17 protein-coding genes are annotated in these 18,092 nt (G+C 73.0%); 13 read left to right on the top strand and 4 right to left on the bottom strand.

Going from position 1 to position 18,092, the window contains the following annotated elements:
• Positions 1 to 3 precede the first annotated feature (3 nt).
• The 7 genes from ABIB37_RS00310 (at position 4) to rpsO (ending at position 7,208) form a co-directional block, all read left to right on the top strand.
• Positions 4 to 792 carry a N5-glutamine methyltransferase family protein gene (locus tag ABIB37_RS00310; protein WP_354255247.1) on the top strand — a complete coding sequence of 263 codons (789 nt, stop codon included), beginning with the start codon at positions 4 to 6 and terminating at the stop codon, positions 790 to 792.
• A 30-nt stretch (positions 793 to 822) separates the two neighbouring features.
• On the top strand, positions 823 to 1,692 hold the full coding sequence (locus ABIB37_RS00305; protein WP_354255244.1) for a tryptophan 2,3-dioxygenase: 870 nt from the start codon (positions 823 to 825) through the stop codon (positions 1,690 to 1,692).
• The gene (locus ABIB37_RS00300) at positions 1,689 to 2,720 is read left to right on the top strand and encodes an amidohydrolase family protein (RefSeq protein ID WP_354255242.1); all 1,032 of its coding nucleotides are present in this window, start codon (positions 1,689 to 1,691) and stop codon (positions 2,718 to 2,720) included. Before ABIB37_RS00305 ends, ABIB37_RS00300 begins: the two co-directional genes overlap by 4 nt.
• On the top strand, positions 2,717 to 3,943 hold the full coding sequence (locus ABIB37_RS00295; RefSeq protein ID WP_354255239.1) for a kynureninase: 1,227 nt from the start codon (positions 2,717 to 2,719) through the stop codon (positions 3,941 to 3,943). Before ABIB37_RS00300 ends, ABIB37_RS00295 begins: the two co-directional genes overlap by 4 nt.
• A 92-nt stretch (positions 3,944 to 4,035) precedes the next feature.
• Entirely contained in the window at positions 4,036 to 5,532 is a 1,497-nt protein-coding gene (locus tag ABIB37_RS00290) for an aspartate ammonia-lyase (protein ID WP_354255236.1), read from the top strand.
• 49 nt (positions 5,533 to 5,581) lie between these two features.
• On the top strand, positions 5,582 to 6,829 hold the full coding sequence (locus tag ABIB37_RS00285) for a PrsW family intramembrane metalloprotease (protein WP_354255233.1): 1,248 nt from the start codon (positions 5,582 to 5,584) through the stop codon (positions 6,827 to 6,829).
• Between the two features lie 109 nt (positions 6,830 to 6,938).
• Entirely contained in the window at positions 6,939 to 7,208 is a 270-nt protein-coding gene (rpsO, locus tag ABIB37_RS00280) for a 30S ribosomal protein S15 (RefSeq protein WP_123697509.1), read from the top strand.
• Positions 7,209 to 7,284: 76 nt separating this feature from the next.
• Here the strand turns inward: rpsO and ABIB37_RS00275 are convergent, their stop codons facing one another.
• Positions 7,285 to 8,124 carry a hypothetical protein gene (locus tag ABIB37_RS00275; RefSeq protein WP_354255230.1) on the bottom strand — a complete coding sequence of 280 codons (840 nt, stop codon included), beginning with the start codon at positions 8,122 to 8,124 and terminating at the stop codon, positions 7,285 to 7,287.
• A gap of 234 nt (positions 8,125 to 8,358) precedes the next feature.
• Here ABIB37_RS00275 and ABIB37_RS00270 point away from each other — a divergent pair, with 234 nt between their 5' ends.
• From ABIB37_RS00270 to ABIB37_RS00260, 3 genes are all read left to right on the top strand, one after another.
• Positions 8,359 to 10,623 (top strand): polyribonucleotide nucleotidyltransferase, encoded by a 2,265-nt coding sequence (locus ABIB37_RS00270; protein WP_354255228.1) that lies wholly within the window; start codon positions 8,359 to 8,361, stop codon positions 10,621 to 10,623.
• A gap of 69 nt (positions 10,624 to 10,692) precedes the next feature.
• Positions 10,693 to 12,066 carry a M16 family metallopeptidase gene (locus tag ABIB37_RS00265; protein ID WP_354255225.1) on the top strand — a complete coding sequence of 458 codons (1,374 nt, stop codon included), beginning with the start codon at positions 10,693 to 10,695 and terminating at the stop codon, positions 12,064 to 12,066.
• A 64-nt stretch (positions 12,067 to 12,130) separates the two neighbouring features.
• The gene (locus ABIB37_RS00260; RefSeq protein WP_123697513.1) at positions 12,131 to 12,733 is read left to right on the top strand and encodes a histidine phosphatase family protein; all 603 of its coding nucleotides are present in this window, start codon (positions 12,131 to 12,133) and stop codon (positions 12,731 to 12,733) included.
• A gap of 147 nt (positions 12,734 to 12,880) precedes the next feature.
• Here ABIB37_RS00260 and ABIB37_RS00255 read toward each other — a convergent pair whose 3' ends face one another.
• Complete coding sequence (locus tag ABIB37_RS00255) at positions 12,881 to 13,339, bottom strand: GNAT family N-acetyltransferase (protein ID WP_354255222.1); 459 nt, start codon at positions 13,337 to 13,339, stop codon at positions 12,881 to 12,883.
• 65 nt (positions 13,340 to 13,404) lie between these two features.
• On the opposite strand from ABIB37_RS00255, the gene dapB reads away from it, so the two are divergent.
• The 3 genes from dapB to ABIB37_RS00240 are packed head-to-tail and all read left to right on the top strand — an operon-like array spanning position 13,405 to position 15,418.
• Entirely contained in the window at positions 13,405 to 14,109 is a 705-nt protein-coding gene (dapB, locus tag ABIB37_RS00250; protein ID WP_354255219.1) for a 4-hydroxy-tetrahydrodipicolinate reductase, read from the top strand.
• Positions 14,106 to 14,606 carry a hypothetical protein gene (locus tag ABIB37_RS00245; protein ID WP_354255217.1) on the top strand — a complete coding sequence of 167 codons (501 nt, stop codon included), beginning with the start codon at positions 14,106 to 14,108 and terminating at the stop codon, positions 14,604 to 14,606. The genes dapB and ABIB37_RS00245 overlap by 4 nt, the downstream gene beginning before the upstream one ends.
• A complete protein-coding gene (locus tag ABIB37_RS00240) occupies positions 14,603 to 15,418 on the top strand; it encodes a thymidylate synthase (protein ID WP_354255214.1) in 816 nt (271 codons plus the stop codon). The genes ABIB37_RS00245 and ABIB37_RS00240 overlap by 4 nt, the downstream gene beginning before the upstream one ends.
• Here the strand turns inward: ABIB37_RS00240 and ABIB37_RS00235 are convergent, their stop codons facing one another.
• Positions 15,419 to 17,059, bottom strand: a complete 1,641-nt coding sequence (locus ABIB37_RS00235; RefSeq protein WP_354255211.1) for a cell wall-binding repeat-containing protein — start codon at positions 17,057 to 17,059, stop codon at positions 15,419 to 15,421. It abuts the gene before it with no gap.
• Complete coding sequence (locus ABIB37_RS00230) at positions 17,050 to 18,063, bottom strand: cell wall-binding repeat-containing protein (protein WP_354255208.1); 1,014 nt, start codon at positions 18,061 to 18,063, stop codon at positions 17,050 to 17,052. The genes ABIB37_RS00235 and ABIB37_RS00230 overlap by 10 nt, the downstream gene beginning before the upstream one ends.
• Positions 18,064 to 18,092 lie beyond the last annotated feature (29 nt).

Genomic DNA, 18,092 nt, shown 5'->3' with positions numbered 1-18,092 from the left:
GCGATGGCGGATGCGCGCGCGACGGATGCCCTGCTCGTGCACGCCCTGCGCGCGAGCGGCAGCGTCTTCGCCGAGGAGGAGCTGGCCGAGCTCTGCCGCGCCGCGACCGACGCCGCCGCGCTCGAGCTGCTCGTCGAGCGCCGGGTGGCGGGGGAGCCGATCGAGCAGATCGTGGGCAGCGCCGCCTTCGCCGAGCTGCGCGTCGTGGTGCGGCCGGGCGTCTTCGTGCCGCGACGCCGCACCGTGCTGCTCGCGACGATCGTCGCCGACGCCCTCCGCGCGCTGCCCCCGGGCGCTCGCCTCCTCGACCTCGGCTGCGGCTCCGGCGCGATCGCGGCGCTCGCGATGCACCGCGTGCCGGGGATCGAGGTGGTCGCGATCGACGCCGACCCGGTCGCGGTGGCGTGCGCTCGCGAGAACCTGCCGACCGCCCTCGTGCTGCATGCCGCCTCGCCCGACGTGCTCGACGCATCCGCCGCCTTCGACGTCATCGCCGCGAACCTGCCCTACGTGCCGACGCGCGAGCTCGCCCACATGCCCCACGACGCCCGCGACCACGAGCCGCTGCTCGCGCTCGACGGCGGTGCCGACGGGCTCGCGCCGCTCTGCGCCCTCGCTCCGGCGATCGCCGCGCGGCTCGCGCCGGGCGGCACCGTCGCGATCGAGCTCGCTCCCGAGCAGGTCGACGTCGCGACCGGCATCCTGCAGCGCGCCGGGCTCGGCGGCGTCGAGCAGCGCGACGACGAGGAGCTCGGCGCGACCGTGCTCGTGGCGGTGCGCGCCGCGCGTTAGCGTTGGGGCCAAGCATCGAAGGAGGCCCCCGTGGGCGTCGCGGACAACACGCGCGAGATCGAGTCGACCATCGTCACCGACCTGCGGGAGCGGATGAGCTACGGCTCCTACCTCGGCCTCGACACGCTGCTCGCGTCGCAGCATCCGCGGAGCGAGCCGGAGCACCACGACGAGCTGCTGTTCATCATCCAGCACCAGTCGACCGAGCTGTGGCTCAAGCTCGTCATCCACGAGCTCGACGACGCCCGCGCGCTGCTCGCCGCCGACCAGCTCGGCGCGGCGCTCAAGCGCATCGCGCGCGTGAAGCACATCCAGGAGGTGCTGACGCAGCAGTGGTCGGTGCTCGCGACGCTCACGCCCACCGAGTACGTGCAGTTCCGCGGCGCGCTCGCGAGCGCCTCCGGCTTCCAGTCGGCGCAGTACCGCCTCGTCGAGTTCGCGCTCGGCAACAAGCACGAGCGGATGCTGCAGGTCTTCGCCTCGAACCCGGCCGACCACGCCGCGCTCGCGGCCGAGCTCGAGCGGCCGAGCCTCTACGACGAGTTCCTGCGCCTGCTCGCGCGCCGCGGCCACGCGGTGCCCGCAGAGGTGCTCGACCGCGACGTGCGCAAGGCGCACGTCTTCAGCGAGCCGCTCGTCGACGTCTTCACGCGCATCTACACCGATGCCGGGCAGCCGGAGGGCGCGGAGCACTGGCGCGAGTACGAGGCGTGCGAGGAGCTCGTCGACCTCGAGGACAACTTCCAGCTCTGGCGCTTCCGGCACCTGCGCACCGTCTCGCGCACCATCGGCATGAAGACCGGCACGGGCGGCTCGAGCGGCACCGACTTCCTGCGCCGCGCGCTCGACCTCACCTTCTTCCCCGAGCTCTACGCCGTGCGGACGCGGCTCGAGGGGTGACCGCGCCGATCATCGCCCGCGTCGACCGCGCGCGCATCGGCGGTCGCTGGGTGACGGATGCGGTGGTCGAGCTGAGCGGGACCGGCATGCGGCTCGTGCCGCCGGACGAGGCCCCGGAGCGCGTCCTCCGGCACATCGAGGGCTCACTCATGCCCCCGATCACCGACGCGCACGTGCACCTCGGTCTAGCGGAGGCCGCGGTCCCGGCGCCGAGTGCCCTCGGCCGGGTGCTCGACCTCGGCTGGGTGCCGGACGCGCTGCCGGGGCTCAGCGCCGCGGCGCGCGGTGCGCACCACGGCCTCGACGTGCGCGTCGCGGGTCCGTTCCACGCCGCGGTGGGCGGCTACCCGTCGATGCGGGAGTGGGCGCCGCCCGGCGCCGTCGCCGAGCTGGCGGACGCGAGCGACGTCGCCCGCTCCATCCGGGCGCAGTCGGCCGCCGGCGCATCCGTCATCAAGGTCGCCATGAATGCCGAGGACGGCCCCGTGCCCGACGACGCGCTGCTCGCCGAGATCGTCGCCGAAGCGCATGCGGTCGGGCTGCCGCTCGTGGCGCACGTGCAGGGCGCCGGGCAGGCCGAGCGGGCGCTCCTCGCCGGCGTGGACGTGCTGGCGCACGCGCCGTGGACGGAGCGGCTGAGCGACGACCTCATCGCCGCGGCCGCGGCGAGCCAGACCTGGGTGTCGACGCTCGCGATGCACAGCCGCGACGGCGATGACATCGCCTTCGCCCGAGCGACCGACAACCTGGCGCGCTTCGCCGCGCACGGCGGCGCGGTCGCCTACGGCACCGACCTCGGCAACGGCATCAGCCGCTTCGACCTCGACCCCAACGAGCTCGCCGCGCTGCGGCAGGCCGGCATCGAGGGCACCGCGCTCGTCGACGCGCTGCTGAGCGAGTGGCTGCTGCCGCCCGGCGTCACCGTGACGTGGCTGCCGGCCGACGTCATCGACGACGAGTCGGCGATCGAGCACCTGCACCGAGCGGGCCCGCTGCCCGTGGCCCGGTTCCACATGGAGGACGAATGACCGACACCGCCGCCCGCGCCGCCGCGCTCGACGCCGCCGACCCGCTCGCGGCGCACACCGCCGCGTTCGTGCGCGACCCGAGCGTCGTCTCCTACCTCGACGGCAACTCGCTCGGCCGACCGCTCGCGGCGCTCGAGCAGCGCTTCGCGCGCTTCATCGGCCACGACTGGGGCACCCGGCTCATCCGCGGCTGGGACGAGGGGTGGATGCGTCGCCCCTACGACCTCGGCGACCGGCTCGGCGCGCTCGTGGGCGCGGCCGCCGGTCAGGCCTTCGTCGGCGACTCGACCACCGTGCTGCTCTACAAGCTCGTGCGCGCCGCGGTCGACGCGCAGGCGGCGAGCGGTCGCACCGAGATCGTCATCGAGGACGACAGCTTCCCGACCGACCGGTTCATCGTCGAGGGCGTCGCCGCGGAGCGCGGGCTCGACATCCGCTGGATCGAGGTCGACCGCGCCGCCGGTGCGACGCTGGAGCAGGTCCGAGCGGTCGTGGGGGAGCGCACCGCGCTCGTGCTGCTCAGCCACGTCGCCTACCGCTCCGGCCACGTCGCCGACGTGGCGGGCATCACCGCCGCAGCGCACGACGCGGGCGCGCTCGTGCTGTGGGACCTGTGCCACTCCGCCGGCGTCATCCCGACCGAGCTCGACGCGAGCGGCGTCGACCTCGCGGTCGGCTGCACCTACAAGTACTTGAACGGCGGTCCTGGCTCGCCCGCCTTCGGCTACGTGCGGCGCGACCTGCAGACGGCGCTCGCGCAGCCGATCCAGGGCTGGATGGGCGCGGCCGACGTCTTCTCGATGGCGCCCAGCTACGAGCCGGCGCCCGACCTGCGCCGCTTCGCGAGCGGCACGCCGCCCGTGCTCGCGACCGTGGCGCTCGAGGCGATGGTCGAGCTGCTCGAGCACGTCGGCGTCGACGCCGTGCGCGAGAAGTCGGTCGCGCTCACCGACTTCGCCGAGGCGTCGCTCGAGGCGCACGTGCTCCCGCTCGGCGCGCGGCTCGCGAGCCCGCCGGCCGGGCCGACGCGCGGCAGCCACCTCACCGTCACGCACCCGGCCTTCCGGGAGGTCACCGAGCGGCTCTGGGCGCGCGGCGTCATCCCCGACTTCCGGGGCCCGGACGGCATCCGGGTCGGCCTCTCGCCGCTCAGCACGACGTTCGCCGAGGTGGAGACCGGCATCGCGGCGATCGGCGAGGAGCTCCGGGCCGCGCTGGCATGACCGGCGGCTACGCTTCACATGCGAACCCCGCACCCGCGTCCGCGCCCGCGACGCCCACCCGGCCACCGGGCACCGAAGGCAATGGAGCCAGCATGACCGACACCCCCACGTACAAGCTCGACCCCGCCCCGCAGGGCGAGCGCATCTACGCCGGCCCGACGCGCATCGAGCGCGACTCGCTCGGCGAGCTGCCGGTGCCGGCCGACGCGTACTGGGGGATCCACACGGAGCGCGCGCTCAACAACTTCCCCATCACGGGCCGCTCGATCTCGGTGTACTCCGACCTCGTGAACGCGCTCGCGGTCGTGAAGCAGGCGTGCGCGCGCGCCAACCGCGAGATCGGTGTGCTCGACCCCGACAAGGCCGACCTCATCGACCGCGTCTGCCGGCGCATCCGCGGCGGCGAGCTGCACGACCAGTTCAAGGTCGGCGTCATCCAGGGCGGCGCGGGCACCTCGACGAACATGAACACGAACGAGGTCATCGCCAACGCGTGCCTCGTCGAGCTCGGCCACGCCAAGGGCGACTACGAGCACTTCAGCCCCATCGACGACGTGAACCGCTCGCAGTCGACGAACGACACCTACCCGACGTCGATCAAGGTCGCGATGTCGTTCACCCTCCGCCGCCTGCTCGACGAGCTCGTGCGGCTGACGGACGCGTTCGACGCGAAGGCGGTCGAGTTCCGCGACGTGCTCAAGGTGGGCCGCACGCAGCTGCAGGACGCCGTGCCGATGACGCTCGGCCAGGAGTTCCGCGGCTTCGCCGTGACACTGCGCGAGGACCGCGACCGGCTCGAGGAGACTATCGCGTGGCTCAGCGAGGTCAACCTCGGCGCCACCGCGATCGGCACCGGCATCACCGCCGACCCGCGCTACGCCGAGGCGGCCTGCCGCCACCTCGCGGAGCTCACGGGCCTCCCGATCGTCGCGGCCGCCGACCTCATCGAGGCGACGAGCGACACGGGCGTGTTCATGACGCTGTCGGGCACGCTCAAGCGCTGCGCGGTGAAGCTCTCGAAGATCTGCAACGACCTGCGGCTGCTGTCGTCCGGCCCGCAGGCAGGGCTCGGCGAGATCACGCTGCCGCCGAAGCAGGCGGGCTCGTCGATCATGCCCGGCAAGGTGAACCCGGTCATCCCGGAGGTCGTCAACCAGGTCGCGTTCGCGGTCATCGGGTCGGATGCGACGGTGACCGCCGCCTCCGAGGCCGGGCAGCTGCAGCTCAACGCGTTCGAGCCGGTCATCGCGCACCAGATCCTGCAGAGCCTGCACTGGATGACGCAGGCGTGCCTCACGCTGCGCGTGAACTGCGTCGACGGCATCGAGGCGAACCGCGAGCGCCTCGGGCTCATGGTGGGCACCTCGGTCGGCGTCGTCACGGCGCTGACGCCCTACCTCGGGTACGCCGACTCGGCGAAGCTCGCGCACGAGGCGCTCACGAGCCACAAGTCGATCGCCGACCTCGTCGTCGAGGGCGGGCTGATGGATCGCGAGCGGGTCGAGAAGCTGCTCGCGCCCGCGCGGCTGTCGGGCCTGCAGCCCGTGACGCAGGCGATCCCGGTGATCTCGCCCGACGACCTGCCCTGACCGGCACGCGGACCGCGAGGAGCGGGGCGGGACTCGCTACGCTCCTTGCGTGACCGCCACCGCTCCACTCTCGCCGCTCGCGCAGCCGAAGGGCCCGGACGTCGGGCTGATCGCCGGCATCATCGGCATCGCCGTGCTCGCGCTCGCGTCGTTCGGCGTGATCCTCGTGCTGGGCGGGGCGATCGGCAACCCGCTCGTCGTCGCGACCTCCGGCGTGATGGCGCTCGTGCCGCTCTCGTTCGTCATCTGGGCGGTGCTCGCGATCGACCGCTGGGAGCCCGAGCCGCGCATCGCGATGTGGTTCGCGGCGCTGTGGGGCGGCGTCGCCGCGGTGCTGCTGACGCTCGCGCTCAACGCGTGGGTGCTCGAGCCCATCGTCACGCCCTTCCTGCAGTCGCAGGATCAGTACGAGTTCTACGCCACGGTCGTGCAGGCGCCCATCACCGAGGAGCTGTGGAAGTCCATCCCGGTGGTCATCATGTTCCTGTTCTTCCGGCGCACGTTCGACGGCCCGGTTGACGGCGTCGTGTTCGCGGCGCTCTCGGCCGCGGGGTTCGCGTTCACCGAGAACATCCTCTACTTCGGCACGTCGCTCGCGGAGTCGGGCGACGGATCCTTCATCTTCTTCCTGCGCGGCATCATGAGCCCGCTCACGCACGCGATCTTCACCGCCGTCGGCATCGGGCTCGCGCTCGGGCTCGCCGCGCGGCTGCGCTCGCGCTGGTGGATCCTGCTCGCGTTCCCGGCCGGCTGGCTCGTCTCGGCGCTCCTGCACGCGCTCTGGAACTCGTCGAGCTGGTGGGTGCCCGGCGGCACCGTCGGCTTCTTCGTCTACTACCTCGTCGTGCAGGTGCCCCTCTGCGTGCTCGCGGCGGGGCTCGTCTGGCTGCTGCTGCGGCAGGAGATCCGGATCACCCGTGCCCGCCTGCACGACTACGGCCGTGCCGGATGGTTCACGGCCGAGGAGGTCGAGCGCCTCTCGACGGGCGACGGCCGGGCATCGCTGCTGGCCTGGGCGCGGAAGCGCGGCCTGCGTCGCACGATGCGCGACTACATCATCACCGCGACCCGGCTCGCCAACAGCCGGCAGCGCGCGCTCGTCGGCCGCGATCGCAGCCGCAGCAGCATGGCCGACGAGGCCACGCTGCTCGCGCGCCTCGTGCAGCACCGACGGGGGATGGCCTCCGCCGTGATGGGCCAGCCGGTGGCGATGGCGGTCGGCGCGCCCGTCGCGGCGCCCACCGCCCGTGTGCAGCGCTTCGGCGACATCGACGCCGCGTGGCCGCCGCGCCGCTGAACCCCCATCTCTGGTAGAGTCGAGCGGTTGCCGTAGACCGGCCGCGGACAGAGAGCGCTCCTGCATCGGGCAGGGGCACCGCGCTGCGAGGAGAGAGGGGTTTCACACCATGAGCCTGAACGCAGAGATCAAGAAGGCCATCATCGAGGAGTACGCCACGCACGAAGGCGACACCGGAAGCCCCGAGGTGCAGGTCGCGCTCATGTCGCGCCGCATCAAGGACCTCACGGAGCACCTGAAGGAGCACAAGCACGACCACCACTCGCGTCGTGGTCTGCTGCTGCTCGTCGGGCAGCGTCGCCGCCTGCTCGGCTACCTCCAGGAGATCGACATCTCCCGCTACCGCGCGCTCATCGAGCGCCTCGGTCTGCGCCGCTAGCCTTCGAAGCGTTCGAGGAGGGCCGTCCCTGCGGGGGCGGCCCTTCGTCGTTGCTCAGGAACCCTCCTCCTTCGTGCTATCCGGCGGCGCGCACGAGTGACTGCGCGACGGCGACCGCGATCGCCGCGACCGCGACGCCCGCGCCGATCACGAGCGCGCTCGCCGCCTGGCGCCGACCCGCTGCCGTCGACGCGATGGCCGGCATGGGCACCGGCGCGACGGGCTGACGCTCGCCGTCGCGCATCGCCGCGAGGGTGCGGATGCGGTGCACGAGCGCCTGCACCGCCGGATCGTCCATCCGCCACCCCGAGCGGGCCGTGACCGTGAGCGCGCCGCCCGCCACCTCGACGTCCAGCGGCATCGGTGCGTCGCGGAGCGCCGCGACGAAGCCGGCCGGCGGCGCGGCCGCCGCCCACGGCAGCTCGACGTAGCCGCGGAGCTCCTCGTGCCCGCGGCGCGCGAGCAGCCGGTACCGCCACACGCCCCACTCCGCGCCATCCGGCGCGCGCAGGACGTCGCGCGCGACCCAGTCGAAGCCCTCCCGCAGCGCCGCGGCGGGCTTCGGCCCGAGCAGGGCGCGCTGCGCGTAGCCGAGCCCGTTCGCCTCCGCGAAGGGCAGCAGTCGCGCGGTGCGCCGGAGCGCGTCGCGTCGGCGGCCGGCGCGCCACACGAGCAGCGCAGCGCCGATGCCCGCGAGCACGCCGCCCACGACCGGCATCGCGGGATCGGCGTCGCCGGGCAGAGCGGCGAGCACGAGCAGGGCGCCGGGCAGCAGCAGCACCCACCCGGCGACCGCGAGCCCGATGGCCGGCACGTCCGCCGGCTGGCGGTGCGCGCGGAGCCATCGCCGCGCATGGGCGTCGGCCTCCCTCGAGCGCGGCTGGTGCAGGGGACGGACGTCGGGCTGCGGCGGCATGGGCACGAGTCGATTGAAGCGCGTCCTCCTGGGGTTCCGCGGCCCGTGCTGATAGCCTGTCCGAGGCCGCGTCTGCGGCCGTCGTGCGCCCGATTCGCACCTGCTCGAGAGCTGGTCGTTGGTGGAGGGTGCCGAAGTCGCCTTCGGCGCTCTCCACTGATGACCACTCCGTGCCGCGACCGGTGCACGACATCCATGTCGTGCCCTCGCGGGCACAGGAGAGGAGTGACCTTCATGGAAGGTCCCGAGATCACATTCGCCGAGGCTGTCATCGACAACGGCCGCTTCGGCACGCGCACCGTCCGGTTCGAGACCGGCCGCCTCGCGCAGCAGGCCCAGGGCGCAGCCGTCGCGTACATCGACGAGGAGACGATGCTGCTGAGCGCCACGAGCGTCTCGAAGCACCCGAAGGACAACTTCGACTTCTTCCCGCTCACGGTCGACGTCGAGGAGCGCATGTACGCCGCGGGCCGCATCCCCGGCTCGTTCTTCCGTCGCGAGGGCCGCCCCTCGACCGACGCCATCCTCACGTGCCGCCTCATCGACCGGCCGCTGCGCCCGTCGTTCGTGGAGGGCATCCGCAACGAGGTGCAGGTCGTCGTCACCGTGCTCGCGATCGAGCCCGACGAGCTCTACGACGTGCTCGCCATCAACGCCGCGTCCATGTCGACGCAGCTCTCCGGCCTGCCGTTCGACGGCCCGATCGGCGGCGTCCGCGTCGCGCTGATCGACGGCCAGTGGGTCGCGTTCCCCAAGCACTCGCAGCTCGAGCAGGCCGTGTTCAACATGGTCGTCGCCGGCCGCGTGGTCACCGACGCCGCGGGCGTCGAGGACGTCGCGATCATGATGGTCGAGGCCGAGGCCACCGACAACGCCTGGGAGCTCATCCAGGGCGGCGCCGTGAAGCCGACCGAGGAGATCGTCTCGCAGGGCCTCGAGGCCTCGAAGCCGTTCATCAAGCAGCTCGTCGCCGCGCAGGCCGAGGTCGCGAAGACCGCCGCCAAGCCGACGCAGGAGTACCCGCTCTTCCCGCCCTACTCGCCCGAGGCCCTCGAGGCCGTGCGCGGCATCGCGAAGGACCGTCTCGGCGAGGTCTACCGCATCGCGGGCAAGCTCGAGCGCCAGGACGCCGACGACCAGCTCAAGGAGCAGGTCAAGCAGGAGATCGCGCAGCGCATCGAGCGCGGCGAGCTCGACTCGATCGTCGCGACGCAGGTCTCCGGCGCCTACAAGGCGGTGACGAAGGAGGTCGTCCGCGGCCGCATCCTCACCGACCAGATCCGCATGGACGGCCGCGGCCTCGCCGACATCCGTCCGCTCGACGCCGAGGTGGCCGTCGTGCCGCGCGTGCACGGCTCCGCGATCTTCCAGCGCGGCGAGACGCAGATCATGGGCATCACGACGCTCAACATGCTCAAGCTCGAGCAGCAGATCGACTCGCTCAGCCCTGTCACGTCGAAGCGCTACATGCACAACTACAACTTCCCGCCCTACTCGACCGGTGAGACCGGCCGCGTGGGCAGCCCGAAGCGCCGCGAGATCGGCCACGGAGCGCTCGCCGAGCGTGCGCTCATGCCGGTGCTCCCGAGCCGCGACGAGTTCCCCTACGCGATCCGCCAGGTCTCGGAGGCGCTCGGCTCGAACGGCTCGACGTCGATGGGCTCGGTCTGCGCCTCGACGCTCGCGCTCCTCAACGCCGGTGTGCCGCTGCGCGCCCCGGTCGCGGGCATCGCGATGGGCCTCGTCAGCGACACGGTCGACGGCCAGGTCCGCTACGCGGCGCTGACCGACATCCTGGGCGCTGAGGACGCGCTCGGCGACATGGACTTCAAGGTCGCCGGCACGCCCGAGTTCATCACGGCCATCCAGCTGGACACGAAGCTCTCGGGCCTGCCCGCCTCCGTGCTCCACGGCGCGCTGACGCAGGCGAAGGAGGCGCGCACGAAGATCCTCGAGGTCCTCAACGCCGCCATCGACGCCCCCGACGAGATGGCGCCCACCGCGCCGCGCGTCATCAGCGTGCAGATCCCGGTCGACAAGATCGGCGAGCTGATCGGCCCGAAGGGCAAGACGATCAACCAGATCCAGGACGACACGGGCGCCCAGATCTCGATCGAGGACAACGGCACCGTGTACATCGGCGCCGTCGACGGCCCCTCGGCGGAGGCCGCGCGCGCCGCGGTCAACGCGATCGCCAACCCGCTCAACCCGGAGCTCGGCGAGCGCTACCTCGGCACCGTCGTGAAGACGGCGTCGTTCGGCGCCTTCGTCTCGCTGCTCCCGGGCCGCGACGGCCTGCTCCACGTCACCGCGATGCGCGCCCTCAACGGCGGCAAGCGCATCGAGAGCGTCGAGGACGTCGTGTCGATCGGCCAGAAGATCCAGGTCGAGATCACGAAGATCGACGACCGCGGCAAGCTCTCGCTCGAGATCGTCGACGAGTCGGCGCCGGCTGCGGATGCGGTCGAGTCGACGGAGTCGGCGGACGCGGCCGAGTAGTCGCTCCCACGACGGATGCCCTCACCCTCCCGGGTGGGGGCATCCGTCGTCTGCGCCTAGGCTGGACGGATGCCCGCAGTCCAGCTCCCGCTCGAGACCCCTGAGATCGCCATCGCAGCAGCTGGCGGTGCGCTCGTGCGCCGCAGCGTGCTGCCGAGCGGCGTCCGCGTGCTCACGGAGCGCGTGCCGGGGGCGCTGAGCGCGACAGTCGGCTTCTGGGTGCCGGTCGGCTCGCGCGACGAGCGCGACGACGCGCGGGGCGCCACGCACTTCCTCGAGCACCTGCTGTTCAAGGGCACGCCGACGCGGTCGGCGTTCGACATCGCGGTGGCCTTCGACGAGGTGGGCGGCGAGCACAACGCGCTCACCGCCAAGGAGCACACCTGCTACTACGCGAAGGTGCGCGACCGCGACCTGCCGATGGCGGTCGACGTGCTCGCCGACATGGTGACGTCGTCGCTGCTCGACCCCGACGAGTTCGAGCGCGAGCGCGACGTCATCCTCGAAGAGCTCGCGATGGCCGACGACGACCCGGGCGACGTCGCGGGGGAGCGCCTGAGCGAGCTCGTGCTCGGCCTCGAGGCACCGCTCGGCCGGCCCATCGGCGGCACGCCAGCCTCCATCACCGAGGTCTCGCGCGACCGCGTCGCCGAGCACTACCGCGAGCACTACGGGGCGGGCGACCTCGTCGTCACCGTCGCGGGCGCCGTCGACCACGACGCGGTCGTCGAGCAGCTGCAGCTCGCGCTCGTCCGCTACGGCTGGTCGCTCGACGCAGCGAGCCCGAGGCCGCGGCGCGACCGCGCGGCGCAGCCCTACGCCGCCGGCGGACTGACCGTCGTGCAGCGCCCGCTCGAGCAGGTGAGCCTCATGATCGGCACGCCCGGCCTCACCGCGACCGACCCCCGGCGCGGCGCGATGGCGGTGCTCAACGCCGTGCTCGGCGCCGGCATGTCGTCGCGGCTCTTCCAGGAGATCCGCGAGAAGCGCGGCCTCGCCTACTCGGTCTACTCCTACGCATCCGGCTACGCCGATGCCGGCCTCATGGGCATGGCGGCTGCGTGCGCGCCGCGGAAGACCCTCGAGGTGGCGCAGCTCATGCTCGGCGAGCTCGAGCGGCTCGCCGACGGCGCGAGCGACGAGGAGCTGCGGCGCGCGAAGGGGCAGCTCGCGGGCGGCTCGGCCCTCGCGCTCGAGGACTCCGACACGCGCATGTCGCGGCTCGGCCGCGCGGAGCTGACGCTCGGCGAGTTCCTCGACATCGACGCGACGCTCGAGCGGATCGACCGCGTCACCGACGCGGATGTGCGCGCGCTCGCCGCCGAGCTGGCATCCGGATCCCGCTCGATCGCGGCCGTCGGCCAGGTGCCGGAGGGCCTCGACGCCCAGCTCGTGTCCCCCGGCTCGGCTAGGGTGGATGGAGCGGCCGCAGCCGCTCCATGACGATCACGAGGGCACTGACGCGCCCTGCACGGACCGGCGCATCGATGCGCCGAGTGGAGGAACGATGGCGCACCTGCTCTACCTCGTACGACATGGGGAGCAGGTCGACGCAGAGCATGGCGTCGAGGACGGCAGGCTCTCGCCACGCGGCGTCCGGCAGGCCCACGCCATCGCGCAGCGGCTCTCGGGCGTGCACTTCGACAGCGCCTGGACGTCGCCGCTGCTGCGCGCGACCGAGACCGCCGCGATCATGCAGCAGCGGCTCCCGGCCGTCGAGTTCGAGCCCTCGTCGCTGCTGCTCGACTGCATCCCGTCGGGGCTCGAGCCCGACACGCCGCTGCCCTTCCAGTCGTTCCTGAAGAGCATCCGGCCCGCGGAGGCCGAGGCGGGCGCCGCGCAGATGCACGACGCGGCGGAGCACTGGCTGCGCCCGTCGCGCGGCGACGTCAACGAGCTGCTCATCACCCACAACTTCGTCATCGGCTGGTTCGTGCGCGAGGTCATGCAGTCGCCGCACTGGCAGTGGATGGGCCTCAACCAGGCGAACTGCGGCCTGACGATCATCCGCCGGCGCTCCGGCAAGCCGCCGCAGCTCGTCGTGCACAACGACCTCGGCCACCTGCCGCCGGAGGACCGCACGGGCCTCCCCATCCCGCAGCCCTACTAGCGGCCCGGCCAGCCCGCCCCGGCCGACGGGTCGCGACCGTCCGCACAACGCAAGCCCGCGGGTCCCTTCGCGCGGCTGACGGAGGGATCACACCGAGATCGGCGCGCCGATCGTAGATCGGGCTTGCGTTGTGCCAGAGGTGCGGGCTCAGGCGAGCGGCTTGCGGAACCAGGTCGTCGCGTTCGGGTTGTCGTTGTACGCGGGCACGGATGCGTAGCCCCGGGTCGTGTAGAGCCGGTTCGCAGCCGTCAGCGCGCTGTTGGTGTCGAGCACGACCTCGGTCGCACCGAGCTCGACCGCGCGCGCCTCGAGCGCGGTGAGCAGCGACGCGCCCGTGCCCATGCCGCGGCCCGCCGGTGCCACGTAGAGGTGCTTGACCTCGAACCGCTCCGGCGACAGCCGCCGCAGCGCGCCGCAGCCGACCGGCTCGCCGTCCGACCAGGCGACGAGGAACGCGCCCTCGGGGGCGCGCAGCGTCGCGGGGTCCGCGGGCTTCGGCGTGTAGACACCGCCCACGAACGAGATCGCGCGGTCGGAGAAGTAGGCGTGCAGCAGGGCCTGCGCGACGGCGGAAGCGGGGTCCTCGGGTGCGATCGTGACAGCCACCCGACCACCCTACGACCGGTCCGCGCCCGCGCTGGCCGCGCGGGCGGGGCCGTAGGCTTGACGCCATGGCAGGCACCAGGCGCATCGGCATCGCGGGCTCGACCGGCAGGCTCGGCTCCCTCGCGCTGCGGCTGGTGGCTGCGGCCGACGACCTCGAGCCGATCGAGCTCGACGTGCGCGAGGGCCTCGACCTGTCCGGACTCGACGCGATCTTCGACGCGACGGTGCTCGATGCGAGCGAGCGGCTCGTCGACGCCGCCGTCGACGCGGGCGTGCCCGTCGTCGTCGGCACGAGCGGATGGACGCAGGAGCGCATCCGCGACCTGCGGGACCGCGGCGCGGATGGCATCCGCATCGTGCCCAACTTCTCGCTCGGCAGCGTGCTCGAGACGCACCTCGCGACGATCGCGGCCCGGCACTTCACCGCCGTCGAGGTCGTCGAGGCGCACCACGACCGCAAGCGCGACGCCCCGAGCGGCACCGCGACCCGCACGGCGGAGGCGATCGGCGCGGTGCGCGGCTTCCGGCCCGCGACGCCCGACGAGCCCGGCCGCGGCACGATCATCGCCGGCGTGCCCGTGCACGCGCTCCGCCTGCCGGGCGTCGTCGCGCGCCAGGAGATCGTCTTCGGCGGCACGGGGGAGACCCTCACGATCCGGCACGACACGACGTCCAGCGACTCCTACAGCGCCGGCATCCTGCTCGCGCTGCGCGCCGAGCGGCAACCGGGCGTGACCGTCGGCATCGACGACCTCCTGGGCCTGACGTGACGGATCGGCCCGCCGCTCGCGTCGGCCTCCGCAAGTCGGTCGCGCTCGCGATGGCGGCGCTGCTCGCGCTGTACGTCGTCGTCGCAGGCGACCGCGCCGTGCGGTTCATCGCCACGGGCGAGCCGCTCGCGATCGTCGTCGGCGTCGCCGTGGTGGTGACGTTCCTCGCCGGCGCCTGGGCGCTCATCCGCGAGGTCGTGTTCGGCGTGCAGCTGGAGCGCGCCGTCGCCGAGCTCGAGGCGTCCGGCGGCATGCCCGCGCCGCTGCCCGGTACGCCATCGGGCCGCGCCGACAAGGATGCCGCCGAGCAGGCCTTCCCCATCGCGAAGGCCGACGTCGAGGCGAACCCGGAGTCGTGGGCGTCGTGGCTGCGGCTGTCGATGGCCTACGACGCGGCGCGCGACCGCCGCCGGGCGCGACACGCTGCCCGCACATCCCTCGGCCTGCGCCGGCAGCTGCGGCGGCTGCGGAAGACTGGACGCCAGGAGGCATCATGACCGCGAACGAGCCCGGAGCGCACCCCTACGAGGAGCTCCTCTCCGACGTGCTCGCGCACGGCGAGCACAAGAGCGACCGCACCGGCACCGGCACGCGCTCGGTGTTCGGCCGCCAGCTGCGCTACGACCTGTCCAAGGGCTTCCCCCTCATCACCACGAAGCGCGTGCACTTCAAGTCGATCGCGCTCGAGCTGCTCTGGTTCCTGCGCGGCGACTCCAACGTGCGCTGGCTGCAGGAGCGGGGCGTCACGATCTGGGACGAGTGGGCCGACGCGGATGGCGAGCTCGGCCCGGTCTACGGCGTGCAGTGGCGCTCGTGGCCGACGCCCGGCGGCGAGACCATCGACCAGATCCAGCAGGTCATCGACGAGATCCGGCGGAACCCCGACTCGCGCCGGCTGATCGTCTCCGCCTGGAACCCGGCCGACATCCCGAGCATGGCGCTCGCGCCCTGCCACGCGCTCTTCCAGTTCTACGTCGCCGACGGGAAGCTGTCGTGCCAGCTGTACCAGCGGTCGGCCGACATGTTCCTCGGCGTGCCGTTCAACATCGCGAGCTACGCACTGCTGACGCACCTGATCGCCGAGCAGACCGGCCTCGAGGTGGGCGACCTCATCTGGACCGGCGGCGACTGCCACATCTACGACAACCACGTCGAGCAGGTCACCGAGCAGCTCTCGCGCGATCCGTACCCGCTGCCGACCCTGCGGCTGCGGACGCACCGCGACTCGGTGCTCGACGTCGAGTACGACGACCTCGAGGTCGTCGGCTACGAGCACCACCCGGCGATCAAGGCGCCCGTCGCGGTCTAGTCAGCGCTGCCGCAGCGTCCACTGCCCGGACGCGCGGACGGTCACGAGCGCGCGGGTGCCCGGCACCGCGACGGTGCCGTTCGTCGCACCCGCCGAGGAGGCGATGAGCGTGCTGCCGCCGCCCAGGCTCGCCGGCCGGTGCGACCACGCCTCGAAGCCGCCCTCGGGGGAGCCGCCGGCATAGAAGTAGTGCACCTGCGGCGCGCCACCCGCCGCGAGCCACACGGCGTCGCCGTGGCCGGGGAAGATCGTGGTGCCGACGGGCACGCTCCGCATGTCGTAGACCTCCACCGTCCACGGCCCCGACGTCTCGATGTAGAGGTGCGTCGGCGTTGGGCCGCCGCCGAGCCCGAACGGCCTGCTGTGCGGCTCGACGAACGAGCGCGCGGGGCCCGACGGGGAGGCGACGAGCTCGATCGGGTTGCCGTCGGCGGCGACGGTCCACGCGCGCAGCGATCCGGTCGAGCGCGAGTTGTCGACCTCTACGACGCCGACGCGGGCGTGCGGCGGCATCGCGACCATGCCGCTGCCGCTGCCGCTGACCCGGATCGGGTCGAAGACGCCGTACTCGGCTGCGAACAGTCGCTGCGTCGCGTCCGGTGCAGGGCACGTGCCGAGCGAGAGCGCGAGGTCGCTCACGGAGGCCGCGCTGCCGAGCCCGATGACGTCGATGATGTCGCGCTCGACCGCCTCCGAGGCGAGCATCGGCGTGATCGTCGGGTGGCAGAGGCCCGGGGAGAGGTAGAGCGGCATCCCCGTGCTCGCAGCTTGGACAGCGCCAGCCAGCGCGTCCGGGAAGTTCTCGCCCGTCGCGAGCAGCATGCTGCGCACGTTCGCATCGACCTCGTAGGCATCGTTGATGAGGCGAGCAGTGTCGTAGCGGTCGGTGCCGGCGTGGCGCACGATGTCGACGGCACCGAGCTCGCCGAGCAGCGCCTCGTCCGCGGCGCTCACCGATGGGGTGCCGCCGGCGATCGAGACAGGCATGCCGCTCACGTACGGCTCGATCCGATCCGCCCAGCCCCGCACGCTCGCAGCGTCGGTGCCGTGCCAGTCGAGCACGATCGCGCCGCCGGTCGCGCCCGCGACGGAGGCGGCGACGAGCGCGTCCGGGAAGTTCCAGCCCGAGACCACCCAGACCTCGCTCACGCCGCCCGACTCGGCGAGCCGGTCGAGGAGCAGCAGCGAGGTGCCGACGCGGTCGGTGCCGCCGATCCGCTCGATCGACGTGCCGGGGAACGCCTGGGCGAGCTGAGCGCGCACGCTCTCGCGCACCGTCGACGCCGAGCCCACGAGCACGATCTCGCTCGGCGCCAGCTCGGCGATCCGACCCATGACCGCCGCGTCGACGGCGTCCGGCCGCGTGAGCAGCAGATGCCCGCCTTCCGCCGCGGCGACGGGGCCGGCGGCGAGCGCATCGGGGAACGACAGGCCGGAGGCGAGGTAGACGACGTCACCGGTGAACGGCGTCTGCCGCGAGATCTCGACGCTGGTCGCGAAGCGGTCGGAGCCAGCGATGCGCGAGGTCGGGACCGCCTCCGCGGCAGGGGCCGAGGTGACCACGCCGGCCGCGACGAGCCCGAGGACGGCGGTGACCGCGACGGTCGAGCGCCGTCGAGCGCCGACCGGGATCAGGCGCACGGCTCGAGCGCGAGCGCGCGGTCCTCGATGGTGGCTGCGCTGCCGAGCCCGATCACCGATGTCAGCCCGTGCTCGGCGGCTTCCGCGCCGAGCATCGGCGTGATCGCCGGGTGGCAGCTGCCGGGGGAGAGGTACAGCGGCATGCCCGTGGTGGCCGCGAGCACGGCGCCGGCGAGCGCGTCCGGGAAGTTCTCGCCGGTCGCCACCAGCATCGACGTGACGCTCCCGTCGACGGCATACGCGTCGTTGATGAGGCGGGCGGTGTCGTAGCGGTCCATGCCCGCGTGCCGCACGATGTCGACGGCGCCGAGCTCTGCGAGCAGCGATTCGTCCTCGTCGCTCACCGACGGCGCGCCACCGGCGATCGAGACGAACACGCCATCCACGTACGGGGCGACGCGCTCGCCCCAGCCGCGCACGCTCGCGGGGTCGGTGCCGTGCCAGTCGAGCACGACCGCGCCGCTCGTGGCGCCGGCGACCGAGGCCGCGACGAGGGCGTCGGGGAAGTTCCAGCCCGAGACGACCCAGACCTCGCTGACCGGCCCGCTCGCGGCGAGCCGATCGAGCAGCAGCAGGGAGGTGTGGACGCGGTCGGAGCCGCCGATCCGCGTGATGGCGGTGTCGGGGAACTCGTCGGCGAGCTGCGCACGCACGCTCTCCCGCACCGTCGCCGCGGACCCCACCAGCACGATCTCCTCCGGCTGCAGCTCCGTGAGGCGCGTCATCACCGACGCGTCGACGGCGTCGGGTCGCGTCAGCAGGAGGTGCCCGCCCTCGGCTGCGGCGACCGGCCCAGCTGCGAGCGCGTCGGGGAACGACAGGCCGGAGGCCAGGTAGACGACGCTGCCGGGAGACGGGGTCTGCCTCGAGATCTCGACGCTCGTCGCGAAGCGGTCCGCCCCGGCGATGCGGGATGCGGGGACGGCTGCGGCGGGCGGCGCCGACGCGGTGACGCTCACCGCGAGGAGGCTGACGGTCGCGAGCAGGGAGAGCAGCAGACGCATGCGGTGTCCGTTCTTGAGCGCCGCAGCGG

The organism is Agrococcus sp. UYP10, from assembly GCF_040547205.1.
GTDB classification, from domain to species: Bacteria; Actinomycetota; Actinomycetes; order Actinomycetales; family Microbacteriaceae; genus Agrococcus; species Agrococcus jenensis.
The sequence above is the reverse complement of the archived record's forward strand: the minus strand, read 5'-3'. Positions and strand labels throughout refer to the sequence as shown.

Bases quoted from the DNA above. Each gene is read 5' to 3' on its own strand.
- rpsO (WP_123697509.1), top strand. From the start codon at position 6,939: ATGAGCCTGAACGCAGAGATCAAGAAGGCCATCATCGAGGAGTACGCC.
- ABIB37_RS00265 (WP_354255225.1), top strand. From the start codon at position 10,693: ATGCCCGCAGTCCAGCTCCCGCTCGAGACCCCTGAGATCGCCATCGCA.
- ABIB37_RS00270 (WP_354255228.1), top strand. From the start codon at position 8,359: ATGGAAGGTCCCGAGATCACATTCGCCGAGGCTGTCATCGACAACGGC.
- ABIB37_RS00295 (WP_354255239.1), top strand. From the start codon at position 2,717: ATGACCGACACCGCCGCCCGCGCCGCCGCGCTCGACGCCGCCGACCCG.
- ABIB37_RS00275 (WP_354255230.1), bottom strand. From the start codon at position 8,124: ATGCCGCCGCAGCCCGACGTCCGTCCCCTGCACCAGCCGCGCTCGAGG.
- ABIB37_RS00240 (WP_354255214.1), top strand. From the start codon at position 14,603: ATGACCGCGAACGAGCCCGGAGCGCACCCCTACGAGGAGCTCCTCTCC.
- ABIB37_RS00310 (WP_354255247.1), top strand. From the start codon at position 4: ATGGCGGATGCGCGCGCGACGGATGCCCTGCTCGTGCACGCCCTGCGC.
- ABIB37_RS00290 (WP_354255236.1), top strand. From the start codon at position 4,036: ATGACCGACACCCCCACGTACAAGCTCGACCCCGCCCCGCAGGGCGAG.
- ABIB37_RS00260 (WP_123697513.1), top strand. From the start codon at position 12,131: ATGGCGCACCTGCTCTACCTCGTACGACATGGGGAGCAGGTCGACGCA.
- dapB (WP_354255219.1), top strand. From the start codon at position 13,405: ATGGCAGGCACCAGGCGCATCGGCATCGCGGGCTCGACCGGCAGGCTC.
- ABIB37_RS00230 (WP_354255208.1), bottom strand. From the start codon at position 18,063: ATGCGTCTGCTGCTCTCCCTGCTCGCGACCGTCAGCCTCCTCGCGGTG.